The organism is Stutzerimonas nitrititolerans, from assembly GCF_003696285.1.
Taxonomy (GTDB): domain Bacteria; phylum Pseudomonadota; class Gammaproteobacteria; order Pseudomonadales; family Pseudomonadaceae; genus Stutzerimonas; species Stutzerimonas nitrititolerans.
Genome location: NZ_RFFL01000014.1, coordinates 33,180 through 56,362, shown reverse-complemented (window position 1 = coordinate 56,362; position 23,183 = coordinate 33,180). Strand labels below are relative to the sequence as shown.

22 protein-coding genes are annotated in these 23,183 nt (G+C 64.2%); 8 read left to right on the top strand and 14 right to left on the bottom strand.

The features are described from left to right. Positions 1-8 precede the first annotated feature (8 nt). The 3 genes from EA795_RS16850 to xylB all read left to right on the top strand — a co-directional run bounded on the left by EA795_RS16850 (position 9) and on the right by xylB (position 4,402). On the top strand, positions 9-1,112 hold the full coding sequence (locus EA795_RS16850; RefSeq protein WP_058078662.1) for an ABC transporter ATP-binding protein: 1,104 nt from the start codon (positions 9-11) through the stop codon (positions 1,110-1,112). A gap of 108 nt (positions 1,113-1,220) precedes the next feature. Then, positions 1,221-2,693 carry a mannitol dehydrogenase family protein gene (locus EA795_RS16845; protein WP_122078528.1) on the top strand — a complete coding sequence of 491 codons (1,473 nt, stop codon included), beginning with the start codon at positions 1,221-1,223 and terminating at the stop codon, positions 2,691-2,693. Positions 2,694-2,908: 215 nt separating this feature from the next. Then, complete coding sequence (xylB, locus tag EA795_RS16840) at positions 2,909-4,402, top strand: xylulokinase (protein ID WP_122078526.1); 1,494 nt, start codon at positions 2,909-2,911, stop codon at positions 4,400-4,402. A gap of 110 nt (positions 4,403-4,512) precedes the next feature. On the opposite strand, the gene EA795_RS16835 is transcribed toward xylB, so the two are convergent. Continuing rightward, positions 4,513-5,739, bottom strand: a complete 1,227-nt coding sequence (locus EA795_RS16835; protein ID WP_122078524.1) for an acyl-CoA dehydrogenase — start codon at positions 5,737-5,739, stop codon at positions 4,513-4,515. A gap of 142 nt (positions 5,740-5,881) precedes the next feature. Here EA795_RS16835 and EA795_RS16830 point away from each other — a divergent pair, with 142 nt between their 5' ends. After that, the gene (locus EA795_RS16830) at positions 5,882-6,793 is read left to right on the top strand and encodes a LysR family transcriptional regulator (RefSeq protein ID WP_122078522.1); all 912 of its coding nucleotides are present in this window, start codon (positions 5,882-5,884) and stop codon (positions 6,791-6,793) included. 54 nt (positions 6,794-6,847) lie between these two features. Here the strand turns inward: EA795_RS16830 and gntR are convergent, their stop codons facing one another. From gntR to EA795_RS16810, 4 genes are all read right to left on the bottom strand, one after another. After that, complete coding sequence (gene gntR, locus EA795_RS16825; RefSeq protein WP_122078520.1) at positions 6,848-7,867, bottom strand: HTH-type transcriptional regulator GntR; 1,020 nt, start codon at positions 7,865-7,867, stop codon at positions 6,848-6,850. Between the two features lie 67 nt (positions 7,868-7,934). Then, entirely contained in the window at positions 7,935-8,951 is a 1,017-nt protein-coding gene (locus EA795_RS16820; RefSeq protein ID WP_122078518.1) for a TRAP transporter substrate-binding protein, read from the bottom strand. 88 nt (positions 8,952-9,039) lie between these two features. Further along, a complete protein-coding gene (locus tag EA795_RS16815; RefSeq protein WP_122078516.1) occupies positions 9,040-10,317 on the bottom strand; it encodes a TRAP transporter large permease in 1,278 nt (425 codons plus the stop codon). Between the two features lie 44 nt (positions 10,318-10,361). Next, on the bottom strand, positions 10,362-11,447 hold the full coding sequence (locus tag EA795_RS16810; protein ID WP_122078629.1) for a gluconokinase, GntK/IdnK-type: 1,086 nt from the start codon (positions 11,445-11,447) through the stop codon (positions 10,362-10,364). 234 nt (positions 11,448-11,681) lie between these two features. Here EA795_RS16810 and EA795_RS16805 point away from each other — a divergent pair, with 234 nt between their 5' ends. Continuing rightward, complete coding sequence (locus tag EA795_RS16805; protein ID WP_014852742.1) at positions 11,682-11,960, top strand: peptidylprolyl isomerase; 279 nt, start codon at positions 11,682-11,684, stop codon at positions 11,958-11,960. Here the strand turns inward: EA795_RS16805 and zapE are convergent. Both zapE and EA795_RS16795 read right to left on the bottom strand, forming a co-directional pair. Then, on the bottom strand, positions 11,948-13,069 hold the full coding sequence (gene zapE / locus EA795_RS16800; protein WP_058078667.1) for a cell division protein ZapE: 1,122 nt from the start codon (positions 13,067-13,069) through the stop codon (positions 11,948-11,950). The genes EA795_RS16805 and zapE overlap by 13 nt on opposite strands. A 65-nt stretch (positions 13,070-13,134) precedes the next feature. Next, positions 13,135-14,043, bottom strand: coding sequence for a LysR family transcriptional regulator (locus EA795_RS16795; protein WP_122078514.1), 909 nt, complete (start codon positions 14,041-14,043; stop codon positions 13,135-13,137). 125 nt (positions 14,044-14,168) lie between these two features. Between EA795_RS16795 and EA795_RS16790 the strand changes: the two genes are divergently transcribed. The 3 genes from EA795_RS16790 to EA795_RS16780 all read left to right on the top strand — a co-directional run bounded on the left by EA795_RS16790 (position 14,169) and on the right by EA795_RS16780 (position 16,874). Next, entirely contained in the window at positions 14,169-15,413 is a 1,245-nt protein-coding gene (locus tag EA795_RS16790; protein WP_122078512.1) for a D-amino acid dehydrogenase, read from the top strand. Positions 15,414-15,435: 22 nt separating this feature from the next. Next, the gene (locus EA795_RS16785) at positions 15,436-15,789 is read left to right on the top strand and encodes a RidA family protein (protein WP_122078510.1); all 354 of its coding nucleotides are present in this window, start codon (positions 15,436-15,438) and stop codon (positions 15,787-15,789) included. 113 nt (positions 15,790-15,902) lie between these two features. Further along, complete coding sequence (locus EA795_RS16780; protein ID WP_122078508.1) at positions 15,903-16,874, top strand: TAXI family TRAP transporter solute-binding subunit; 972 nt, start codon at positions 15,903-15,905, stop codon at positions 16,872-16,874. Between the two features lie 61 nt (positions 16,875-16,935). Here EA795_RS16780 and EA795_RS16775 read toward each other — a convergent pair whose 3' ends face one another. The 7 genes from EA795_RS16775 to cobU all read right to left on the bottom strand — a co-directional run bounded on the left by EA795_RS16775 (position 16,936) and on the right by cobU (position 23,177). Next, positions 16,936-18,885, bottom strand: coding sequence for a hybrid sensor histidine kinase/response regulator (locus EA795_RS16775; RefSeq protein ID WP_122078506.1), 1,950 nt, complete (start codon positions 18,883-18,885; stop codon positions 16,936-16,938). Beyond that, positions 18,875-19,747, bottom strand: a complete 873-nt coding sequence (locus EA795_RS16770) for a sensor histidine kinase (protein WP_376748156.1) — start codon at positions 19,745-19,747, stop codon at positions 18,875-18,877. Before EA795_RS16770 ends, EA795_RS16775 begins: the two co-directional genes overlap by 11 nt. Next, on the bottom strand, positions 19,740-20,756 hold the full coding sequence (locus EA795_RS16765; RefSeq protein ID WP_205891497.1) for an ATP-binding protein: 1,017 nt from the start codon (positions 20,754-20,756) through the stop codon (positions 19,740-19,742). The genes EA795_RS16770 and EA795_RS16765 overlap by 8 nt, the downstream gene beginning before the upstream one ends. Continuing rightward, a complete protein-coding gene (locus tag EA795_RS16760) occupies positions 20,747-21,151 on the bottom strand; it encodes an anti-sigma regulatory factor (RefSeq protein ID WP_122078504.1) in 405 nt (134 codons plus the stop codon). The genes EA795_RS16765 and EA795_RS16760 overlap by 10 nt, the downstream gene beginning before the upstream one ends. Further along, positions 21,148-21,510 carry an STAS domain-containing protein gene (locus tag EA795_RS16755; protein ID WP_122078502.1) on the bottom strand — a complete coding sequence of 121 codons (363 nt, stop codon included), beginning with the start codon at positions 21,508-21,510 and terminating at the stop codon, positions 21,148-21,150. Before EA795_RS16755 ends, EA795_RS16760 begins: the two co-directional genes overlap by 4 nt. Then, positions 21,510-22,361 carry an STAS domain-containing protein gene (locus tag EA795_RS16750; protein WP_065985448.1) on the bottom strand — a complete coding sequence of 284 codons (852 nt, stop codon included), beginning with the start codon at positions 22,359-22,361 and terminating at the stop codon, positions 21,510-21,512. The genes EA795_RS16755 and EA795_RS16750 overlap by 1 nt, the downstream gene beginning before the upstream one ends. A 297-nt stretch (positions 22,362-22,658) precedes the next feature. Next, positions 22,659-23,177 carry a bifunctional adenosylcobinamide kinase/adenosylcobinamide-phosphate guanylyltransferase gene (gene cobU, locus EA795_RS16745; RefSeq protein WP_014852730.1) on the bottom strand — a complete coding sequence of 173 codons (519 nt, stop codon included), beginning with the start codon at positions 23,175-23,177 and terminating at the stop codon, positions 22,659-22,661. Between the last annotated feature and the right edge of the window lie 6 nt (positions 23,178-23,183).

The following is a 23,183-nucleotide window of genomic DNA, read 5'->3' as shown; positions in this document are numbered from 1 at the left end:
ATTCGAACATGGCAGACCTGAAGATTCACAACCTGAAGAAAGGCTTCGACGGCAGCGAGATCATCAAGGGCGTCGACCTGGAAATCCGCGATGGCGAATTCGTGGTGTTCGTCGGCCCGTCCGGTTGCGGCAAGTCCACCCTGCTGCGGCTGATCGCAGGGCTCGAAGAAGTCAGCAGTGGCCAGATCGAACTGGACGGCCGCGACATCACCCAGGTCAGCCCGGCCAAGCGCGACCTGGCCATGGTGTTCCAGACCTACGCGCTGTACCCGCACATGACGGTGCGCAAGAACATGTCCTTCGCCCTGGACCTGGCCGGTGTCGACAAGCAGGAAGTCGAACGCAAGATCACCAATGCCGCGCGCATTCTCGGCCTGGAGCCGTTGCTGGAGCGCAAACCGAAACAGCTGTCCGGCGGTCAACGTCAGCGGGTAGCGATCGGCCGCGCCATCGTGCGCAACCCGAAGGTCTTCCTGTTCGACGAACCGCTGTCCAACCTCGACGCCGCCCTGCGCGTGCAGATGCGCCTGGAGCTGTCGCGCCTGCATCAGGAACTGCGCGGCACCGTGATCTACGTGACCCACGACCAGGTGGAAGCCATGACCCTGGCCGACAAGGTGGTGGTGCTCAACGGGGGGCGCATCGAGCAGGTCGGCTCGCCGATGGAGCTCTATCACAACCCGGCCAATCTCTTCGTCGCCGGTTTTCTCGGCACGCCGAAGATGGGCTTCCTCCAGGGTACGGTCGTCGGCGTACATGCCGAGGGCTGCGAGGTGGAGCTGGACGCCCGGTGCCGCCTGCAATTGCCGCTGGGCGGCACGGCCTTGTCCCTCGGCGATCCGGTGACACTCGGTATCCGTCCCGAGCACCTCAACCGCAGCACCGACGGCAGCTGCCAACTGGAGGTCAAGGCCGACGTCAGCGAACGCCTGGGCAGCGACACCTACTGCCACGTCATCACCCAGGCGGGCGAGCCGCTGACCATGCGCATCCGCGGTGATTTCACGCCGCGCTATGGCGAGTCGCTGAAACTGACCCTCGATGCCGCTCACTGCCACCTGTTCGACCGCGAAGGCCTGGCGGTCGGCCAGCCCCTGCGCCAGGTGGCCTGAATCAGCTTGGCCGATCGCCCAAACGGCTGTCGTCATCCGTTTCCGTGTCGCCAGCCGCTACGGCAGATCCCGTGGCGGGGACGCACACGCCTATCCGCGAGACATCCAATGAAGTTGAACGAACAGAATCTGCAACGACTGCCGGCCGGCATCGAACGTCCCGGCTATGCCCTGGAACGGATCGGCACCGGCATCGCCCACATCGGCGTCGGCGGCTTTCACCGGGCCCACCAGGCGGCCTACACCGACGCCCTGATGAATACCGGCGAAGGACTGGACTGGGGCATCTGCGGCATCGGCACCCGCCTCGAGGAAAAGGCCATGCGCGACGCCTTGGCCGCGCAGGATCACCTGTTCACCCTGGTGGAGCTGGATGACCGACCGGATACCGAGGTGCGGGTGATCGGCAGCATTCGCGACATGCTGCTGGTCGAGGACGGCTCGGAAGCGGTGGTGGCCCGGCTCGCCGACCCGGCGATCCGCATCGTCTCGCTGACCATCACCGAAGGCGGCTACTGCATGGACGAAAGCAGCGGCCAGTTCGACGCCTCGCTGCCGCAGATCCAGCATGACCTGGCCACCCCGCGCAGCCCGATCAGCGTGTTCGGCCTGCTCTGCGCGGCGCTCGCCCGACGCCGTGGCGCCGGCATCGCGCCGTTCACGGTGATGTCCTGCGACAACCTTCCCCACAATGGCGATGTCACCCGCAAGGCCACGCTGGCCTTCGCGACGCTGGTGGACGCCGAACTGGCCCGCTGGATCGAGCGCCACGTCAGCTTTCCCAATGCCATGGTCGATCGCATCACGCCGATGACCAGCCCCGCACATCGCCAGGCGCTGCAGGACCGGCACGGCATCGACGACGCCTGGCCGGTGGTGTGCGAACCCTTCGTGCAATGGGTGCTGGAGGACAGCTTCGTCAACGGTCGCCCCGCCTGGGAAAAGGTCGGCGTGCAGTTCACCGACGACGTCACGCCCTATGAGGAGATGAAGATCAAGCTGCTCAACGGCAGCCACCTGGCACTGACCTACCTAGGCTTCCTGCGCGGCTATCGCTACGTCCACGAAACCATGGAGGACCCGTTGCTCAGGCGCTACGTGCAGCGCTACATGGACGAGGACGTGACGCCACAACTGGCGCCGGTACCGGGCATCGACCTCGAACGCTACAAGCGCACACTGATCGAGCGCTTCTCCAATCGCGCCATCGCCGACCAGCTGGAGCGGGTCTGTTCGGACGGCTCGTCGAAGTTCTCCAAGTTCAGCGTACCGACCATCAACCGGCTGATCGCCGACAACGCCGAACTGGACCGCGCCGCACTGGTGATCGCCGCCTGGGCGCTGTATCTGCGGGGCGTCGACGAGAACGGCGAGCGCTACCGGATTCTCGATCCGCGTCTGGAGTTCTGTCAGGACCTGGTCGCCGAGGACGAGGGGCTGGCCGAGCGCCTGCTCGGCCGCGAGGACATCTTCGGTCCGCAGATTGCACGTTCGCTGGCCTTCCGGGACGCCTTCGAGCGCAACCTGCTGCGGCTGCGGTCGCTGGGGGTGAAGGGCACGCTCGAGTTGTTGGTGGGTTAGCAATTATTGAGGTCTCAACCCCGATGCAGTTGTGTTCACTCGTGCACTCCCCTCTCCCTTGATGGGAGAGGGGCCGGGGGAGAGGGTGAAAATGCTCGCCCCCTCTCCCTGCCCTCTCCCGCGAGGGGAGAGGGAATTCATGTCCCAACCATTGTGCAGCGGCCAGCGCAACTGCTCCGGCTATCGAAACCACGAAACGAGCACGAGGAGGCCCCATGTTCCTGGGCATCGACTGTGGCACCCAAGGCACCAAGGCGCTGTTGCTCGACGCCGCGACTGGCACCGTGCTGGGCGAAGGCTCGGCCAGCCATGAGCTGATCAGAGGCCCCAACGGCCGCCGGGAACAGGCGACCGAGCAATGGATCGAGGCGTTCGAAAAGGCTACGGCGACGGCGTTGGCACAGGCCGGAGTGAAAGGTGCGGCCGTGCTCGGCATCGGCGTTTCCGGCCAGCAGCATGGGTTGGTCACGCTGGATGCCGAGGGCCGGGTGCTGCGCCCGGCGAAACTCTGGTGCGACACCGAATCGACTGCCGAGAACCAGCGGCTGCTGGACTGGCTGGGCGGCGAGGCCGGCTCCCTGCGGCGCCTTGGCGTCGCCGTCGCGCCGGGTTACACGGTGTCCAAGCTGCTCTGGATGAAGGAGCAGCATCCCGCGCTGTTCGAGCGCATCGCGCATGTCCTGCTGCCCCACGACTACCTCAATTACTGGCTGACCGGACGTTGCTGCAGCGAGTATGGCGACGCTTCGGGCACGGGCTATTTCGATGTGCGCAGTCGGCACTGGGACGTCGAACTGTTGCGTCATATCGATCCGAGCGGCCACTTGACAGCGGCACTGCCCGAGCTGATCGAAGCCCACCAGCCTGTCGGGTATTTGCGCCCCGAGCTGGCCCGGCGACTGGGGCTGAATTCCCAGGCATTGGTGGCCAGTGGCGGCGGTGACAACATGATGGGTGCCATCGGTACCGGCAATATCGCGCCAGGCGCGATCACCATGAGCCTGGGCACCTCCGGCACGCTTTACGGATATTGCGCGGAGCCCCGCATCAACTCGCAGCCATCGGTCGCGACCTTCTGCTCCTCCAGCGGCGGCTGGCTGCCGCTGATCTGCACCATGAACCTGACCAACGCCAACGGCGCCATTCGCGAGTTGCTGCAACTGGATCTCGACCGGTTCAACGCCCTGGTGGCGCAAGCACCCATCGGCGCCGAAGGCGTGACCATGCTGCCCTTCCTCAATGGCGAACGCGTGCCCGCCCTGCCCCAGGCCAGTGCCAGCCTGCATGGGCTGACCAGCGAAAACCTCACCCGTGCCAACCTCTGTCGCGCCGTGCTCGAAGGCGTGACCTTCGGCCTGCGTTACGGCCTGGACCTGCTGCGCGACTGCGGTATTCACAGCGAACGGATCCGGCTGATCGGCGGCGGCGCGAAGAACCCGTTGTGGCGGCAGATCATCGCCGACGTCATGGGTGCACCGGTCATCTGTACCACGCACGGCGAGGCGGCGGCACTGGGCGCGGCCATCCAGGCGGCCTGGTGCCACGCGCGGCAAGACGATCCGCAGGCCAGTCTCGAAGAGATTTGCGAGCGCTGTGTGAGCCTGGACGAGGAAACTGCCGTCAGGCCTGACACCCGCGCCGTCGCTGCTTACGAGCAGGTCTACCGACGCTATCGCGAGCTGGTGAACAGCCTTTATGGCCAGAGGTAAATGCGGATTCATTCGCGAGCAAGCCCGCTCCTACAAAAGCCAGGGGCGGCATGATCTCGTAGGAGCGAGCTTGCTCGCGAACGCTTCAAGGCCAGCGCTCTATACCTTACTCAGCGGCTACGCAGCGCCTCGCGCGGCACGTACTTGCCCAGCTCGTGCCTGGCGATCGCCACACGGTGCACTTCGTCCGGGCCGTCGGCCAGACGCAGGGTGCGCTGCATGGCGTACCAGTGCGCCAGCGGGAAATCCTCGGAAACGCCGGCACCGCCGTGGATCTGGATCGCGCGATCGATGACCTTCAGCGCCACGTTGGGCGCGACCACCTTGATCTGGGCGATCTCGCTGGCGGCGATCTTGTTGCCTACCGTGTCCATCATGTAGGCCGCGTTGAGCGTCAGCAGGCGCGCCATGTTGATCTCGATCCGGCATTCGGCGATGTGATCGAAGTTGGCGCCCAGGCGCGCCAGCGGCTTGCCGAACGCCGTGCGGCTGACCGAACGCTCGCACATCAGCTTCAGTGCCCGCTCGGCGACACCGATCGAACGCATGCAGTGGTGAATGCGACCTGGGCCGAGGCGGCCCTGGGCGATCTCGAAACCACGCCCTTCGCCAAGGATGACGTTCTCGTAGGGCACGCGGACGTTTTCCAGCAGCACTTCGGCATGGCCATGGGGCGCGTCGTCGTAGCCGAACACCGGCAGCGGGCGCAGCACCTTGAGACCGGGCGCATCCATGGGCACCAGAATCATCGAGTGCTGCTGGTGACGTGGCGAATCCGGGTTGGTCAGGCCCATGAAGATCATCACCTTGCAGCGCGGGTCGCAGGCGCCCGAAGTCCACCACTTGCGGCCGTTGATCACCCACTCATCACCCTCGCGCACGGCGCGGGCTTGCATATTGGTGGCGTCCGAAGAGGCTACGCCCGGCTCGGTCATGCCGAAGGCCGAGCGGATTTCGCCGCGCAGCAAGGGCTCGAGCCATTGCTGCTTCTGCGCCTCGCTGCCATAGCGCACCAGCACTTCCATGTTGCCGGTATCGGGCGCTGAGCAGTTGAAGGCCTCCGGGCCGAGCCCCGAGCTGCCCATGATTTCCGCCAGCGGCGCGTATTCGGTGTTGGTCAGGCCGGCACCCAGCTCGGATTCCGGCAGGAACAGGTTCCACAGCCCTTCGGCCCTGGCCTTGGCCTTCAACTCCTCGACGATGGCGGTGGGCTGCCAGCGATCGCCCTCGCTCACCTGCTGATGGAAGACCTTCTCGGCGGGGTAGACATGCGCGTCCATGAACGCCTGAACGCGCTCGCGCAGCTCTTGAACCTTGGGGGAATAGGCGAAATCCATGGGGCAACCTTCTCTACATTGGACGATGTAACGAAATGCTAATGCAGGGATGATGATTTACCTACGCTATTTTCCTCGTGTATAAACATTCATCACCGATATATGATCAGCACGAAAGGACCCAGCCGGAGAGCGTGCGGACATGAACCTGAACAAGGTCGATCTCAATCTGTTTATCGTCTTCGATGCCATCTACACCGAAGCCAACCTGACCCGCGCCGGGCAGATTGTCGGCATCACCCAACCCGCCGTTTCCAATGCCCTGGCGCGCCTGCGCGAGACCTTCAACGACCCGCTGTTCGTGCGCACCGCACAGGGCATGGTGCCGACGCCGATGGCGCAGAACATCATCGGCCCGGTGCGCAACGCATTGCAGCTGCTGCGCGTGTCGGTACAGGAAAGCCGCACCTTCAACCCGCTGCAGGCGAACAAGACCTTCCGCATCAGCATGACCGACCTCACCGAGGCGGTGGTCTTCCCTCCCCTGTTCCAGCGCCTGCGCCGCCTGGCGCCGAACGTGAAGATCGAGAGCATGCTGGCCAAGCGCCGCGAGACCACCAAGGAACTGGCCGCAGGGCGACTGGATTTCGCCATGGACGCGCCGCTCAACACCGATCCGCAGGTGCGTCACGTCAAGCTGCTGGAGGACAACTACGTCTGCGCCATGCGTCGTGGGCATCCGCTGGCCAAGGACAAACTGAGCGTCGAGGAATACCTGTCGTTGTCCCACGTGCACATTTCCAGCCGCCGCAGCGGCCTGGGCATGGTCGATCTGGCGCTGGGAAAGATGGGCCTGCAACGCAAGATCGCCCTGCGCTCGCAGCACTACATGATGGCCACCCAGGTGATCCAGCACACCGACATGGCGGTGACCGTGCCCGAGCGCTTCGCGCGCCGTCACGACCTGCATCAGGCCGCCCTGCCGGTGGATATTCCGCCGCTGGAGACGCACATCTACTGGCACGAAAGCACCGATCAGGACCCGGCCAACCGCTGGATGCGCGAGCAGATGATCGAGATCGCGCAGCAGGTCACGGCGCAGCAGGCCGACTGAGCCGCTGACGAAGCCGGCAGAACCAATACCTGCCGGTCGTGCTTCGAAGGTGCTTCAGGCGCTTTCGCGCATCATCACTTCGAACCCCACATCGATCCGCCGTTGCGCTGGTGTTTCGCCGCGCATCAGGCTGAGCAGCATCTGCCCGGCCAGCGTGCCGATCTCGCCACGGATGGTGCGTACGGTCGTCAGCGCCGGGTGCATCCAGGCGGCGGCAGGCAGGTCATTGAAACCGGCAATGGCCAGGCGCCCGGGAACGGCCAGCTGCAACTGGCGGGCACGGAACAGCGCCCCCAGCGCCAGATCGTCGTTATTGAAGAAGATCGCGTCGATGCCTGGCTGCTGGGCCAGTAGCCGGTCCAGCAGTTCGGCGCCGAGGCCGATGGAGGACACCTCCGGCGTCAGCAGTTCCAGCGCGGAGTCATAGCGGGACGCCTCGCGCATCGCCTGCCGATAACCTTCGGCGCGCTGCAGCGTACGCGGGTCGAGTTGCGCAGCGGCGAAGGCGATCGTGCGGTAGCCACGCTCAAGCAGCTTGCGTGTCATGGCGGCGCCGGCCTCAAACTGCGAAAAACCGACGCAGTAATCCTCTGGCGCATCACTCAGTTCCATCAAGGTAACGATGGGGCTGGTGTAGCTGCCCAGCACTTCGCGCGCCGCATCGCTGCGCTGGAAACCGGTGACCAGCAGCCCGGCCGGCTGATGGGCCAGATAGGCGCGCAACAGGCGCTCGTCTTCTTCCGGACGGTAGTGGCTGACGCCGATCATCAACTCGTACCCGGCCGGCATCAGGACTCGCTGAATCGCCTCGACGGTATCGACGAACACGGCGTTCGACAGTGACGGGATGATTACCGCCACCAGATTCGAGCGCGCACTGGCGAGACTTCGCGCGGCGGTATGCGGCACGTAACCCAGCGCCTTGACCGCAGCCATGACGCGCTCGCGCAGCGCATCGGACACCCGCTCCGGTTGCGACAGCGCACGCGAAGCGGACATCAATGAACAACCGGCACTGCGAGCCACATCGGACAATGTGACCCGTTCCAGCGAGCGACGGCGACGAGAACTCATAGCGGGACCCAGCGACGAAAGGCGTGAATTCTACCTCGGCACGACGCCCCCGAAGGGACGCGCAGGTTCACTTCGGTGCCTTCGCGATTTCCGCCTGGACTTCATTGAACAGCGGTTCGCCGACGGTATCGATCACGGTCTGAATCGCCGGCTTGGCCTGCTCGCGCATGCGCTGGATCTCCTCTGGAGTGACCTTGTTGATCGCCATGCCTTGCTTCTCGATCTGCGCCAGGGCTTCGCGCGCTTCGGCGCGCGTGTCCTCGCGTTCCGAGTCGCGAGACTTCTTCGCCGCGTCCATGATGATGCCCTGCTCGGTCGCCGAGAGCCCGTCCCACCAGCGTTTGGAGGCCGTGACGATCCACGGGCTGTAGACGTGATTGGTTACGCTGAGGTACTTCTGCACCTCATAGAATTTCGAAGAAAGGATGGTGTTGTAGGGGTTTTCCTGGCCGTCGACCGCCTTGGTTTCCAGCGCGGTGAACAGCTCGGAGAATGGCAGCGGGACCGCATTGGCGCCCATCTGCTTGAAGGTATCGATGAACACCGGATTGGGCATCACGCGCAATTTGATGCCGTTGAAGTCTTCCATCTTCTCGACCGGACGCACGTTGTTGGTCAGGTTGCGGAAGCCGTTCTCCCAGTAGACCAGGCCGACCAGTCCCTTTTCCTGCAGTGCGTCCATCACCTTCTGGCCAATCGGACCATCGAGGACGTGATCGGCCTGCTTTTCGCTTTCGAACAGGAACGGCGTATCCCAGACCGCCATCTCCTCGGCGATGCCGACCAGGGTCGCGGTCGAGCCGACCATCATTTCCTGCGCACCGCCCATCAGTGCGTTCTGCATCTGATCGTCCGAACCCAGGCTGGCAGAAGCGAAGGTGCGCACCTTGAGCTTGCCGTCGGAGGCCTTGACGATCTCTTCGGCAAACAGCTTCGCCGCCCTGCCCTGGTTGCTGTCTTCGTTCAGGCCGTAGCCGAAGCGGATCATGCGTGGACGGATATCGTCGGCAGCCTGCGCAGAAGCAGTTGCAATGGCGCTACCGAGGGTGGTGGCCGCCAGGGCCGCTATGAGAAGTCGTTTCATGCTGTCGTACCTTCGTTGTTTTGTTGTTGTGGATGTAACTGGGCAAGAACCGTGGCCCGGCTTGCTCGACCGGACCGGTAATGGGCTATCAGCGCAGCCATGCCAACGGCACGGTGACGATCGAGGGGAACGCGATCAGCAACGCGACGATGACCAGATAGATCAGCAGGAACGGCATCACGCCGCGCACCAGAACTTCCATGCGCAACCTGCCTATCCCGCCCACGACGTTGAGCACCGTGCCGACCGGAGGAGTAATCAACCCGACCGAGCCGATCAGCACGAACATCACACCGAAGCACACCGGATCGATGCCCGCCTTGATGGCGATCGGCGCCAGTACCGGGCCCAGAATAAGGATGGTCGGCGTGAGGTCGAGCACCATGCCGACCGCGATCATCAGCAGCATGATCGCAACCATCAACAGCCGGGGATTTTCCGCCAGTGGCCCGAGCATCGCAGCGATTTCGCCCGGCAGTTGCGCCAGGGTGATCATGTAGGCCGACACGATGGCGGCGGCACAGAGGAACATCACCGATGCGGTGGTGCGGCTGGCTTGGGTGAGGACTTCGACCAGGCCACGCCAGTTGAGCTCGCGATAGAGCAGCGTCGAGACGGCCAGCGCATAGACCGCCGCCACCACGGCCGCCTCGGTCGGGGTGAACAGCCCGCCGCGCAGCCCGCCGACGATGATCACCGGCAGCATCAGCGCCGCCGCGCCATCCACCAGGGCCTTGCGCCGCTCGGCACCGGTGGCCTTTTCCTGCCGAGGCTCGTCGATGTTTCGCGCGATCATCGTCCAGGCGATCACCAGCCCGACGCCCATGATCAGCCCGGGCACCATTCCCGCCAGGAACAGCTGGCTGATCGATGTATTGGTCACCACGCCATAGATGACGAAGGGCATCGAGGGCGGAATGATCGGCGCGATGATGCCGCCTGCCGCCACCAGGCCGGACGACGAGCTCAGCGGATAGCCGCGCTCGCGCATCATCGGCAGCAACAGCGTGGCCAGCGCGGCAGTGTCCGCCAGCGCCGAACCGGACATGCTCGCCAGCAACACCGAGGCGGCGATCGCGACATACCCGAGCCCGCCGCGCTTGTGGCCGAAATAGGCCTGCGCCATGTTGATGATGCGCCGGGAAATGCCACCTGCGTTCATCAGTTCACCGGCAAGAATGAAGAACGGCACGGCCAGCAGCGGGAAGCTGTCGGCGCCGGCCTGGAGGTTCTGCGCCAGCAACTGCACATCCCAGAAATCCAGATACCACATCAGCACCGCGCCGGTGAGGATCAGCGCAAAGGCGATCGGCATGCCGAACGCCATGAAGCCAAACAGAGAAGACAGGAAGACGACGACGGTCATGTACGGTCCTCGGGTGGGCATTGCCCTGTTGTTATCGGGATGGTTCAGTCGGCCGTTACGTTGGCAATGGCCGTTGGCGGCTGGGGTTGTCCACGCCAGACGTTGACCAACTGGATCAGCGCCAGAACCGCCAGCGCCACCATGCTCGCCATGACCGGCAGCATCGCCATCGCCAATGGATAGCCCACCACGGGACTGTTGATGGTCCAGCCGAACTGCATCTGGTTCCAACCGCCCATGGCGGCGAGGCAACTGGCGCCGGCGACCATCAACCAGCTGATCGAGTCGACGATGCGTCGCAGCAGATGCGGAAAGCGGTCACGGATGATGCTGAAGGCCATCAGCTCTCCCCGGCGCATGCTGGACGCGACGCCGACGAAGACCAGCCAGACGAAGGCCAACCGCGAAAGCTCTTCGGCGCCTGTCCAGCCAGTCCCGAACAGGTAGCGCAGCACCACGCTGCTGAACACCACGACCACCATGAAGGCCAGCAAGGCTGCCATCAGCCAATCGGTGATCCGATCGAAGCCCTGGGCGACCCGACCGCTATAAATGGGTGCGGTGGTCAGTGTGGCACCTATCAGCGCCTTGTTAGCGCTATCAACCGGCTGCGCGGAAAGATTCTCACGCGCGGATATGGCCAGACCGAAGTCCTGCCTGATCCACTCGAGGATTTCTTCGAGAACCGTCTCCCGCGGCTGAGCGGCATCGACCACCAGCACGCCGGGTTCGCCCTCGGGGGATTCCAGCGTGGCGAACTGGCTGTCCACCAGGGAAATCGGCATGAAATGCCCGGCACGGCCGCCGACGCGCTGCACGGCAGTGTCGTAATCGATCGACAGATGGATGAAGTGCAAACCAGGAACCGCATCGCGCAGCAAATTGCGATAGCGGCATTTGAGCGCGGAACAGGCGAGCACGAAACCGACGCCGTCTTCGATGGCTCGTTGCATCTCGGCGATGAGCTTGCGCAACCACTCGACACGGTCGGCATCGGACAGCGGCGTGCCGGCACGCATGCGGGCAACATTTTCTTCGGAATGGAAATGATCGGCTTCGATATGACGATAGCCAAGCGCATCGGCAAGCGCGTGGCTGGTGTAGGTCTTGCCGGCACCACTGACACCCATGACCACCAACGCACGGCCGGTACCGGGGAAAGCACTGTTGAGGCGGGAATCCACTGGTCGCTCTCCAGCAGCATCGAGGTGCTGCGTTTATGATTGTTGCGCCAGATGGTAGCGCTACCATCCATAGTTCATAACTACCGCTCGTCAGGTTCGGGTACGGACAAGATGCATATCCTCGCTTCGGTTATTCCGATGTCCTGACTACAATCGCCGCCGTATCCGAGGAGAGCCGCAATGCCCAAAGCCATGGCACGACACATTCTGGTGAAGACCGAAGCCGAGGCCGCACAGCTGAAGAAGCGCATCGCCAATGGCGAAGCCTTCGACGTGCTGGCGAAGAAATATTCGACCTGCCCTTCGGGCAAGAAAGGCGGCGACCTGGGCGAGGTTCGCCCCGGCCAGATGGTGCGCAGCATCGACCAGGTCATTTTCAAGAAGCCGCTGCGCGAGGTGCATGGCCCGGTGAAGAGCCAGTTCGGCTATCACCTGGTGCAGGTCTTCTACCGCGACTGATAACGCTCCAGCTGCATTTCCCGCAGGCGACTCAGGGTGCGGCGAAACGGAAAGGCCAGGTAGCCGTCCGTATAGAGCTCTTCCATGGCCACCTCGGCCTCGACGTACAACGGCACCCGCCGGTCGTAGCACTCGTCCACCAGAGCGATGAAACGGCGGACGGCATCGTCGCGCCGCGCGAGCTGCGGCAACTGGCGGTCGCCGGCCTTCACCTGCTGCGCCGCATCTTCGGTTCCGCGGGCAATGCGCCCTTCCCTTTGCTCGCCGCCCAGCGCCGGCACTTCGCCGAGAAGAATCAGCGGGAAGCGGTCGCACAGCTCGATGAAGTCCAGCGCCGCGAAAGGTTGCTCGCACAGATCGGCGAAGCGGCACCAGATCACCGAATCGCAACGCCGTACCACCGGTAGCGGACGCCGGCCGAGCGTCAGGGGCTCCTGGCTGATGGCGCCCTCGGCCAAGCTTTCGAATACTTCCGCCAGGGCGCTGGCCACACCCGGTTCTCGTACCCAGTAGCGCTGCCGCTGCGCACCGGGACGCAGACGGTGATCGGCGCCGCCGTCCACATCGACCACGTCCATATGGCGCTCGATGGCTTCGATCGCCGGCAGGAAACGTTCGCGATTGAAGCCATCGGCGTACAGCTGGCTCGGCGGCTGGTTGGAGGTCGCGACGATAACCACGCCATGCTCGAACATCACCTGGAACAGCCGCCCCAGGATGATCGCGTCGCCGATGTCGCCGACGAACAGCTCGTCGAAGCAGAGCACGCGGATGTCTTCGCTCAGTTCCCTGGCGAGCGCCTGCAGCGGATCGGCGGTCCCGTTGAGCTGGAACAGCCGCTTGTGCACCCAACGCATGAAGTGATGGAAGTGCAGACGACGCGACGGGACCCGCAAGCTGCCGTGAAACACATCCATCAGCCAGGTCTTGCCGCGCCCCACCGGGCCCCACAGATAGACGCCACGCGGAGACATTTCCGAACGTTCGTCATGCAGCGCTTCATGACAGTACTGCAACCGTTCGACGGCGACCGATTGAGCCGCATCGCTGACGAAGCCCTTGTCGGCGATAGCCTGTCGATACAGGGCAAGTGGGGACGCTGGTTTCATGCGGGCCGACCGAAGCAGGAAAAGGAGCGATGGTAGCGCAGCGCTCCAGGGCTGGCGTCACTTGGCTAGGAGACCACGGCTTTCATCAGCATGCCGGCCTGCTGGCGGAGCTGTTCGAGCAATGCCACCTGAGCCGGTGCTGTCGATTCCTGTATCCGTTCCAGGGCGTACAGCGGCACCTGGATCGTGGGCTCCAGCAGGCGCGCCTGGACCTTCTGGCCATCGCCGGCCAGCGCCGTCAGCGGGTCGACCAGTGCCAGCCCCTGCCCCGCTGCCACCAGTGATCGCGCGAGCTGATAGGTCTGCACCCAGGTATCGATACGCGGCGGCGGATCGAGCTCTTCCAGATGCCCGCGCAACAAGCCGCCAAGAGCGTCGCGGGTATCCAGGCCGATCAAAGGCGCGCCGGCCAGTTCCTGCAACCGCAAGGGTTGCGTCAGTTCCGTTGCGCCCCACCAGTTGGCCGGGGCGATCACCATCATCTGCCCCTGCGCGAGCACCTGACGGCTCAGCCCCGGATGCTCCACCGCCTGCAGCGTCAGCCCCAGATCGGCTTCGCGCATCAGCAGCGCCTGGACGATTTCCGCGGTGTGCTGGGTGGCGAGCTGGCACGGCGTATTGGTGAAGTGCTGCCGCCAGCGCTGCAGTGCCTGGGGGATCAGCGCCTGGGCCAGCGCCGGCGTGCAGATCAACCGCAACGCCCGCTCTTCGCCCCGGCCAAGGTTGCCGGCGAGGCGTCTGAGTCGTTGCAGATCGGCCGCCAGGCGCTCGCTTTCCTGCTGCAGGATTCGCGCTTCGGCGGTGGGCTGAAGCTTGCCGCGCACGCGACTGAACAGCGCGAAACCCAGCTGCTGTTCGGCATGCTTGAGAATCTTGCTCGCCGCCGGTTGCGAGATATGCAGCAGTTGGGCCGCCGCGGTCAGGCTGCCGGTCTGCAGGATGGCCTGGAAGAGTTCGATATGACGAAGGCGCATGGGCAGTTTCCCTGAATCAGGTCGGCTGAAGCATAACCCCAGGTTATGGGTTGCCCTCAACCTTTCATTGGCCGCTTCGCTGGCGCACCCCTAGTCTCCCATCATCACTTTCACGGAGCGGCATGATGCGAATTGCGGTAATCGGCGGTGGCGTCATCGGCCTGACCACGGCCTATGCGCTGGTGCGCCAGGGGCATCAGGTCGAGCTGATCGAAAAACGCGACCAGGTGGCGATGGAGACCAGCTTCGCCAACGGCGGCCAGCTCAGTTACCGCTACGTTTCGCCGCTGGCCGATGCGGGTGTGCCGTTGCAGGCGCTTGGCTGGATGCTCAAGGGCGACCAGGCGCCCCTGCGCTTTCGCCCACGCATGAGCATGCAGCAATGGCGCTGGTGCGTGCGTTTTCTGCTCGCCTGCCGCCGCTCGACCAACAAGCGCAACGGCGCGCATCTGTTGCGCCTCGCGCTGCACAGCCAGCAGGTATTGCGCGACTGGCGCGAACAGGACGGGCTGGACGGCTTCGCCTGGCGCGCCAACGGCAAGCTGGTGATCTATCGCAGCCGTGCCAGCCTGGACAAGGCAGCATTGGGGCTGAGTGACGATGGCAGCCAGCAGCTGCTCGATGCCGACCAATGTGTGGCTACCGAGCCCGCCTTGCAGCCACTGGCCGACGCGCTGCAAGGTGGCATCTATTCGCCCGGCGACGAGGTCGCCGATTGCCATCTGTTCTGCCGTCGGCTGCTGGAGCGGCTTGGCCAGTCGCCGAACTTCCGCCTGCACATCGGCCAGACGGTCGACGCATTGCGTCGAGAGCATGGGCGGGTACGCGCGGTGCGGCTCGGCCATGACGAACTGGACGTGGATCACCTGGTGATCGCCGCCGGCGCCGCCAGCGTGGCCTTGTTGCAGCCGCTCGGCATCGAGTTGCCGATCTATCCGCTCAAGGGTTACAGCCTGACCATGCCGCTGGGCGACCAGGCGGGAATCCCTGACACCAACGTCACCGACTACGATAACAAGGTCGTTTACGCGCGCCTCGGCGACAAGTTGAGGGTTGCCGCCATGGTCGATATAGGCGGCTGGGACGCCAGCCTCGACCAGGGACGGATCGGCATGCTGCAGGACCTGGCCAGCAAGACCTTCCCCGCCGCGGGCGACTACCGCGGTGCCGTCCAATGGGCCGGTCTGCGTCCCGCAACGCCGGAAGGCACGCCGCTGCTGGGCGCTGCCGGTATCGACAATTTGTGGCTCAATGTCGGCCACGGCAGCCTCGGCTTCACCCTGGCCTGCGGCAGCGCCGACGTGCTCTGCGGGCTGATCGGCCAGCAGCGCTCCGTCATTGCGCTGGACGGGCTGTCCCTCGCTTCCTGACTACAACACGAGAGGATCTGGAATGACCCTGCAACGCATCAATACCAACGATCGCATGTCCGCCGCCGTCACCTTCGCCAACCTGGTGTTTCTGGCCGGGCAGGTGCCGGATGACCGCAGCGAAGATGTCGCCGGGCAGACCCGGCAGGTGCTGGCGAAGATAGACAACCTGCTGGCCGCGGCCGGGTCCGACCGTTCGAAGCTGCTCAGCGCACAGATCTGGCTGAAGGACATCGAAGCCGACTTTGCGGCAATGAATACGGTCTGGAGCGAATGGTTGCCGACCGGTTGCGCACCGGCGCGGGCGACCGTCGAGGCGCGCCTGGCCTCGGCGGACGTGCTGGTGGAGATCATGGTGATCGCCGCCAGCGCCTGAACGAGCGTTGGCAATGGCGCCGACAGCGAAGCCGCATGAGCCTCGCCGTCGCGCCGCAGGACATGAATGCACCCCTGTTTCACCAATAACAACAACATGAGAGGGATTCGACGATGAACCAGAGTATCCGTATCGGCCTGCTGGGTTGTGCCCTGGCGGGCTCGCTGGCTGCGACCACGGCCGTGGCCCAGGAACGTTTCGTCACCATCGGTACCGGCGGACAGACCGGCGTCTACTACACCGCCGGCCAGTCGGTGTGCCGCCTGCTCAACCGCGCCGAAGTGCAACCGGCGATCAAGTGCAACGCGCCTTCCACCGCCGGCAGCGTGACCAACATCGTCTCGCTGCACAACGGCGAGTACGAGCTTGGTTTCATCCAGTCCGACCACCAGCACAAGGCGCTGCAGGGGCTCGCGCCGTTCGACAAGGACGGCCCTATCGATGAGCTTCGGGCGGTGTTTTCCCTGCAGACCGAGATTCTCACCGTGGTCGCCCGCGCCGACAGCAGCATCGAGACGGTCGATGACCTCAAGGGCAAGCGGGTGAACATCGGCGTACCAGGCTCCGGTAGCCGCGACACCTTCGACGAGGTGATGAAGGCCAAGGGCTGGAGCAACGCCGACTTCGCCCTGGCCGGCGAGCTCAAGCCGGCGGAAATGGCTTCGGCGCTGGGCGACAACAACCTCGACGCCATCACCTACGTGGTCGGCCATCCCAGCGGCGCCATCCAGGAAGCGCTGACCAACGTCGAGGCCAGGTTGATTCCGGTCAGTGGCGCGGAAATCGAGAAGCTTCTGCAGAGCGCCAGCTACTACACCGCCGCCGAGATTCCAGCCGGGCTCTATCCGGGTGTGGATTCAGCGGTGCCTTCGATCGGCGGTAAAGCGGTGCTGGCCGCCACCACCAAGACCGATCCCGAAATCGTCTACCAACTGGTCAAGGCCGTATTCGACAACCTCGAACGCTTCAAGCGCCTGCATCCCGCCTTCGCCGACCTCGAAGCCAAGGACATGATCCGCGTCGGCCTCACCGCGCCGCTGCACGAAGGGGCCGAGCGGTTCTACAAGGAAAAAGGCTGGCTCTGAACGGCAGAGCGCCACTCTCATCGAGTGGCGCTTCAGGCCTGCGCTGGCGTACCGAGCCCCATCATACGCAGGCCTTCTTCCGCACCATCTGCCGCACCTTGCGCAGCAGCTCTTCAACCTGGATGGGCTTGGTCACCATATCCATCCCCTCACGCAGGAAGCGATCTCGACGCACCGCATTCTCCGTGTAGCCCGTCATGAACAGCACGGGCAGGTCCGGGCGGTGAGCGAGAGCGGCATCTGCCAGTTCCCGCCCGGAAAGCCGGGGCAGACCGACATCCGTCAGCAGAAGATCGATCGAGAAGTCATCCTGCAGCACCGAGAGCGCTGTAGCGGCATCCCCCGCTTCGCTGCAACGATACCCCGCCTCACCGAGCAGTTCGGCGACCACCATACGCACCGCTGGCATGTCTTCGACGATCAGTACGTGCTCGCCATTGCCCATGGGCGTGTCATCGACGGCGCGCACTGGCTGACGCGCTGCGACGGTGGCCGGCAAGACCAGCGTCACCTCGGTGCCCTGGCCCACGCGGCTGCTTATACGCGCCTCACCGCCGGATTGCCTGGCGAAACCGTAGATGGACGACAAACCGAGACCGGTGCCATGGCCGAGCGGCTTGGTCGTGAAGAACGGATCGAAGACCTTGCTGATGATTTCGGCATCGATGCCTATGCCGTCGTCCCTGACGCTGAGCGCGACGTAGCTGCCTTCAGCCAGCCCCGAACCGCCGGTCGAGTGCAGAACGGCAGTGCTGATCGTGATGTTGCCACCGCGCGGCAAGGCATCGCGGGCGTTGATGACCAAATTGAGCACCGCGCTTTCCAGCTGGCTGGCGTCCACCTGGGCGATGGCGCCTTCTTCGCACAGTTCCAGGGTCAGCGAAATGTGCTCGCCGATGGTGCGCCGCAACAGCTCTTCGAGCGACTGGATCTTTGCGTTCAGATCGGCCGGGCGCGCATCCAGGGGTTGCTGGCGAGCGAACGCCAGCAGGCGATTGGTCATCGAGGCGGCACTGCGCGCGGAATTCAGCGCGGTATCCGCAAAGCGCAATGCGGCCTCGTTCCGCCCCTCGCCCACCCGCTTCTTCAACAGCTCGATGCCGGTGATGATGCCGGTGAGCAGGTTGTTGAAATCATGCGCGATCCCACCCGTCAGCTTGCCCAGCGAATCCATCTTCTGCGCCTGCATCAACTGCGCTTCGGTGCGTACCCGCTCGGCAACCTCGCGTGCCAGCTCGTTGTTCGCATCGTCGAGCTGTTGCAGCTGCGACCGCTCGCGCTGGCGCTGCTCGGTCACGTCCTCGACGAACACCAGGCCGATCTCGAACGCGTGGTATGGCGACATCTGCCATGTGGTTTCACGCAGCTCGCCGTCCACACGCATGGTCAGCGTTTCGTGCCACCGCTTACCGCTGCAAAGGCTCTCGCGCAGGGCCTGGAGTTTGGCCTCCTGCCCATCGGCCAGATAAGCCGACAAGGCCGACGGCGCCTGTAGCTTACCCAGCAGCAGCTTGAACGCCTGATTGCACTCGTGAACGTTCAGTTGCGCATCGATCAAGACGATCGGCGCCGGCACGTAGGTGAAGATCTCCCGGAAACGCGCTTCACTCTCGCGCAGCGCCTGCTCCGTGTCGCGCACACGAAGCAAGGTGCGCAGCGTGGCGAGCAGGACGTCGGGGTCCACGGGGTGTATCAGATAGGCATCCGCACCGGCATCCAGGCCGGTGATGATGTCGCCGGTCAGGATCGACGCGGCGGAAACATGGATGACGGGCAGCAGTCGCGTCCGGTCGTCGGCGCGGAGCTGGCGAACGATGTCGAACCCGCTCATGTCGGGCAGGTTCACGTCCAGTATCAGGGCATCGATGGCCTCCGCCATGATGGTCGCAAGGCCCTCGGTGCCCGTTCCGGCCTCCAGCACGGCATAGCCATGACGCTCCAGAACCCGACGAATCGCGTAGCGCGTCGCGGCGTTATCGTCGACCACCAGGACCGTGCTTTTACTCACCATCGAGCGGCTCCGCTGTAACGGCTAAAGGAATGATGACGAAGAAGGTCGAGCCCACCCCGGGCGTGCTCTCCAGCCCGACGCTGCCACCCAGCAACTCGGCGAAGCGCTTGCACAACGACAGTCCCAGGCCCGTGCCGCGCAGACGCTTCTGCAACGGCGAATCGATCTGAACGAAGTCCTCGAACAGGTTTCGATGCAGATTTTCCGGAATACCGATCCCCGTGTCGGAAACAGCGAAGCGGATATTGCCGTCACCTTCGGTTCGCGCGGAAACCCTCACTTCGCCCTGCTGGGTGAACTTCAGCGCGTTCGAGATGAAGTTACGCAGGATCTGCGCCAGCTTCTTGTCATCGGTGTACAAGCGCGGGATGTTCCTGGGCTCTTCGAAAATCAGGTCGACCGAGTCGCCATCCAGAATTGGCCGGAACATCCCCCGCAGCGCCGAGAACAGATCGAACATGTCGAACCAGGCGGGCGAGATGGTGATTCGTCCCGCTTCGATTTTCGCCAGGTCGAGCAGATCGTCGACCATCTCGCTGAGCTCCATGGCCGCGCCGCTGATGAACATGATCTGCTTGTGCTGCTCGGGGCTCAGCGGTCCATCCAGCTCGTCGCTGAGCAGCCGCGTGATGCTGCGGATCGAGCCCAATGGCGTCCTGAATTCGTGGCTCATGTAGGACAGGAACCGGCTTTTCAGATCGGAGGCCTGCCTCAGCTGTTCGGCCTGGGTGTCGAGTTCGGCATACAGGGCAAGAACGCCCTGGTTGGTTTCCTCGAGTTCGGCGCGCAGCAATTCGTTCTCGCGGCGCAGTTCTTCAACAGCCTCGGGCTCCGTGCCCTCCGGCGCCATCGCATCAATCACCGGTAGCCTCCAAAGCAATTACCAGAACGGTCACATCATCGCGGCCCCGGCAGAAGTCACGATGCAACACAGTGGCGATGAGTGCGGGATGGCGGTGCGCCAGACCGGGGTAATCGCCCAGATCCCAGCGTGACTGAAGGCCATCGCTGTAGAGAATCAGCAACTGGTTTTCCTCGATCGGATAATCGAAGACCTGCGCCTTGCGAAACCTCGAACCGACGATGCCGGGGTGCGAGGCCAAGCCACGGCTCGCCCCTCGAGTCAACAGACGCGCACCGATGTTGCCTACCCCGGCGAAACGCAAGACGCCGGAGCCCATGTCGCCCAGCGCAACCGCGGCCGCACCGCCACGCGTTCCGCTCATCGCCTGATGCATCTGTTGCATCTGGACAGCCGGATCGGCAAATGGATCGGCCGCGAACGCCACTGCACCCGCACGACTCGCCCGTTCGGCATCCTCGCCATGGCCGATCCCGTCGATAACCAGCGCACTGAGGCGCTGCCCATCGGCAGCCACCTGCCAGACATCGCCGCAGGCCGGATCGCCGTTGAGCGCATGCTGGCTGACACCGAAACGCAAGGCTAGCGCCGAGGAGTGGCGGGGATACAGCTGCACGAGCACGACCGAGCCCCGGGCATCGGAGAAGACGTCGAACAGCTGCGCCTGTCGCACCAGGGCACCGAGCCCGGTGCCCTGGGTGCCGCCCGTGGAAAATCCATCCGCCAGGCACTCGTTGGGATTGAAGCCTGGGCCCCGATCGACGCTGATCACTTCCATGGCGAAGCCGGTGCTTGCCGGAATGGCACGCAGATGCAACGCGCCATGCCCGGCATGCTTGAGCAGATTCGTCGCCAGCTCCGTCGCCACGAGCGCCACGCGGCCGGCATCGGCCTCATCGAAACCCAGCTTGCTGGCCATGCCGTGCGCAACGCGCCGGGCGTGGCCAACCTGGCTCTCCTCCTCGACCGGCAGTACCAGCGTCGGGCTGCCGCGAACATTCAGGACCATTTGGCGATGCTTATGCGAGTACCGGCGCCCGGCGAACTGTCCAGATCGAATTCGTCCACCAGCCGCTTGGCGCCCGTAAGCCCAAGCCCGAGGCCGCCACCCGAGGTCCAGCCGTCGGTCATCGCCAGCTTGATATCTGCAATACCCGGCCCCTCGTCGCGAAACGTCAACCGAATGCCTGACCGGGGCCCTTCGGCGAACAGCGCCCAGTCCATATCGCCTCCGCCGCCGTAGACGACGGTGTTACGCGCCAGTTCGCTCACGGCGGTGACCAGCTTGGTCTGGTCGACCAGGCGCATGCCGCAATCCTGAGCCAGCTTTCGCACGATCTGGCGGGCGATCACCACGTCCTGCTCGATGCGCACCGGCACACTGCCGCTTGCACGTTCGATCATTTGTCGGTCATCCGCTGATGCAACAGCTGCATGCCCTTCTCGACGTTGAGCGCAGTGCTGACGCCCTGCAGCGTCAGTCCCAGCTCGACCAGCGTGATGGCGACGGCCGGCTGCATGCCGACGACGACGGTCTCGGCATCCATGATGCTCGAAAGGCCGGAAATCGAACTGATCATCCGCCCGATGAACGAATCGACCATATCCAGTGCCGAGATATCGATGAGCACGGCACGGGCCGAAGTCTGACTGATCCGCTCGGCAAGATCGTCCTGCAACGTAAGGGCAAGCTGGTCGTGCATGTCGACCTGGATGGTAACCAGCAGGAAGTCACCCATCCGCAAGATTGGTATGCGCTCCATTAAACCGCCTTGCTTACGGTCAGCCCGGAACGGCGCAGCGCAAGCGCAAGCGCGTCGGCGAGGGACGCCTTGGTGACGATCCCCTGGAGGTCGAGCCCGAGGTGGACGATGGTTTGCGCGATCTGCGGACGCACGCCGCTGATGATGCAGTCGGCACCCATCAGGCGGATCGCGGTGACTGTCTTGAGCAGATGCTGCGCCACGAGCGTATCGACGGTGGGCACACCCGTGATGTCGATGATGGCGATCTCCGAGCCGGTATCGACGATGCGCTGCAGCAACGACTCCATCACCACCTGGGTGCGCTGCGAGTCGAGCGTACCGATCATCGGTAGCGCCAGGACGCCGTCCCAGAGTTTTACGACCGGCGTCGAAAGCTCGAGCAGTTCTTCTTGCTGGCGCTTGATGACGGCTTCGCGCGACTTCTGGAAAGTGCGTACGGTGTGCAACCCCAGCTCATCGATGAGCTCCGACAGTGCCCACAGCTGGTCTGCCAGCATGGCGGGTTCGTCGGCATATTCGGCCTGCAGCAGCGGCATCATCGGGCGTTTGAGCGAGAAGATGAAACCCGCCGTCTGCTGCGAATCGAAGCCCAGCAACACCCGGCTGTGGGAGAGTTGTTCGAGGAACAGACGCATCTCGTCCCACTTGATGCTCTGCAGGTCTTCGGATGCGCCCTTGCCCGCCTCGGCGATCAGCAGGCGAATGAAACCCGCGGTCTGCTCGCGGAAATCACCAGCCTTGACGTTGCGGTACAGGCCGCTGGCATCCAACCCTGAGGTCCAGGCATCGAGCAGTTTTTCCTCGTTGTTGCGGATCGCGTTTAGAGTGCGTTGGTGCAGAGATGTCATTGGCGCTGGTCCTCAGCTGAGCGTAACGATTACCTGGGCTAAGAGTCGCTCCATAGCCGCGGGTTCGATGGTGGGTAAAAATAGAGTCGGTCGCTTCCAGCGACCACGGAAGGCTACGCCTCGAGTGATGAGGCGTATCTGAAAGAGGAGCCAATGCTGCGCGCTCTTGCCGCTGGATTGCAAGCCTGGCGAATACGCCGGAGGTGCCTCCAGGCGCACGTATTGCTTGGCGTCCGTGCCGGCGATATTCCACAGTCTCCACTCCATGGAGCGGATAAGACCGTGACCGCGCGCGGGTCACCGCCCGTCCTTGAGCACCATGGGCAACCCCGCGACCATGAAGGTCACCCGATGCGCGCGCGCGGCCACCGCCTGGTGCAGCCAGCCGGCTTCATCCACATAGCGCCGGGTCAGCTCGCCCAGCGGCACCACGCCGAGACCGGTTTCGTTGCTGACCAGAATGATCCGCCCCGGCAGCTTGCCGAGGCTTTCCAGCAGGGCGTCACGCTCGGCGACCAGTCGCGCCGGGTCGTCCAGCATCAGCAGGTTGGTCAGCCACAGGGTCAGGCAGTCGACCAGCAGGCAGCGCCGGGCGTCGGCCTGTTCGCTTAGCACCCGCGCCAGTTGCAACGGCTCCTCCACCAGCGACCAGTGCGCGGGGCGGCGCTGGCGATGCAGGGCGATGCGCTCGGCCATCTCGCCATCCAGCGACTGGCTGGTGGCGATATAAGTGACGGCCAGATCGCTTTCGGCAGCCAGGCGCTCGGCCAGGCGGCTCTTGCCGGAACGTGCGCCACCGAGGATCAGTTCGATCATGGCCGG

Excerpts from the sequence above, each read along its gene's own strand:
- EA795_RS16790 (WP_122078512.1), top strand. The coding sequence starts at position 14,169 with ATGCGAATTGCGGTAATCGGCGGTGGCGTCATCGGCCTGACCACGGCC.
- EA795_RS16755 (WP_122078502.1), bottom strand. The coding sequence starts at position 21,510 with ATGGAGCGCATACCAATCTTGCGGATGGGTGACTTCCTGCTGGTTACC.
- EA795_RS16835 (WP_122078524.1), bottom strand. The coding sequence starts at position 5,739 with ATGGATTTCGCCTATTCCCCCAAGGTTCAAGAGCTGCGCGAGCGCGTT.
- EA795_RS16795 (WP_122078514.1), bottom strand. The coding sequence starts at position 14,043 with ATGCGCCTTCGTCATATCGAACTCTTCCAGGCCATCCTGCAGACCGGC.
- EA795_RS16780 (WP_122078508.1), top strand. The coding sequence starts at position 15,903 with ATGAACCAGAGTATCCGTATCGGCCTGCTGGGTTGTGCCCTGGCGGGC.
- EA795_RS16775 (WP_122078506.1), bottom strand. The coding sequence starts at position 18,885 with ATGGTGAGTAAAAGCACGGTCCTGGTGGTCGACGATAACGCCGCGACG.
- EA795_RS16845 (WP_122078528.1), top strand. The coding sequence starts at position 1,221 with ATGAAGTTGAACGAACAGAATCTGCAACGACTGCCGGCCGGCATCGAA.
- EA795_RS16830 (WP_122078522.1), top strand. The coding sequence starts at position 5,882 with ATGAACCTGAACAAGGTCGATCTCAATCTGTTTATCGTCTTCGATGCC.
- zapE (WP_058078667.1), bottom strand. The coding sequence starts at position 13,069 with ATGAAACCAGCGTCCCCACTTGCCCTGTATCGACAGGCTATCGCCGAC.
- EA795_RS16820 (WP_122078518.1), bottom strand. The coding sequence starts at position 8,951 with ATGAAACGACTTCTCATAGCGGCCCTGGCGGCCACCACCCTCGGTAGC.
- EA795_RS16810 (WP_122078629.1), bottom strand. The coding sequence starts at position 11,447 with ATGGGTGTCAGTGGTGCCGGCAAGACCTACACCAGCCACGCGCTTGCC.
- EA795_RS16815 (WP_122078516.1), bottom strand. The coding sequence starts at position 10,317 with ATGACCGTCGTCGTCTTCCTGTCTTCTCTGTTTGGCTTCATGGCGTTC.
- EA795_RS16850 (WP_058078662.1), top strand. The coding sequence starts at position 9 with ATGGCAGACCTGAAGATTCACAACCTGAAGAAAGGCTTCGACGGCAGC.
- EA795_RS16785 (WP_122078510.1), top strand. The coding sequence starts at position 15,436 with ATGACCCTGCAACGCATCAATACCAACGATCGCATGTCCGCCGCCGTC.
- gntR (WP_122078520.1), bottom strand. The coding sequence starts at position 7,867 with ATGAGTTCTCGTCGCCGTCGCTCGCTGGAACGGGTCACATTGTCCGAT.
- EA795_RS16765 (WP_205891497.1), bottom strand. The coding sequence starts at position 20,756 with ATGGTCCTGAATGTTCGCGGCAGCCCGACGCTGGTACTGCCGGTCGAG.
- EA795_RS16805 (WP_014852742.1), top strand. The coding sequence starts at position 11,682 with ATGCCCAAAGCCATGGCACGACACATTCTGGTGAAGACCGAAGCCGAG.
- xylB (WP_122078526.1), top strand. The coding sequence starts at position 2,909 with ATGTTCCTGGGCATCGACTGTGGCACCCAAGGCACCAAGGCGCTGTTG.
- cobU (WP_014852730.1), bottom strand. The coding sequence starts at position 23,177 with ATGATCGAACTGATCCTCGGTGGCGCACGTTCCGGCAAGAGCCGCCTG.
- EA795_RS16760 (WP_122078504.1), bottom strand. The coding sequence starts at position 21,151 with ATGATCGAACGTGCAAGCGGCAGTGTGCCGGTGCGCATCGAGCAGGAC.
- EA795_RS16750 (WP_065985448.1), bottom strand. The coding sequence starts at position 22,361 with ATGACATCTCTGCACCAACGCACTCTAAACGCGATCCGCAACAACGAG.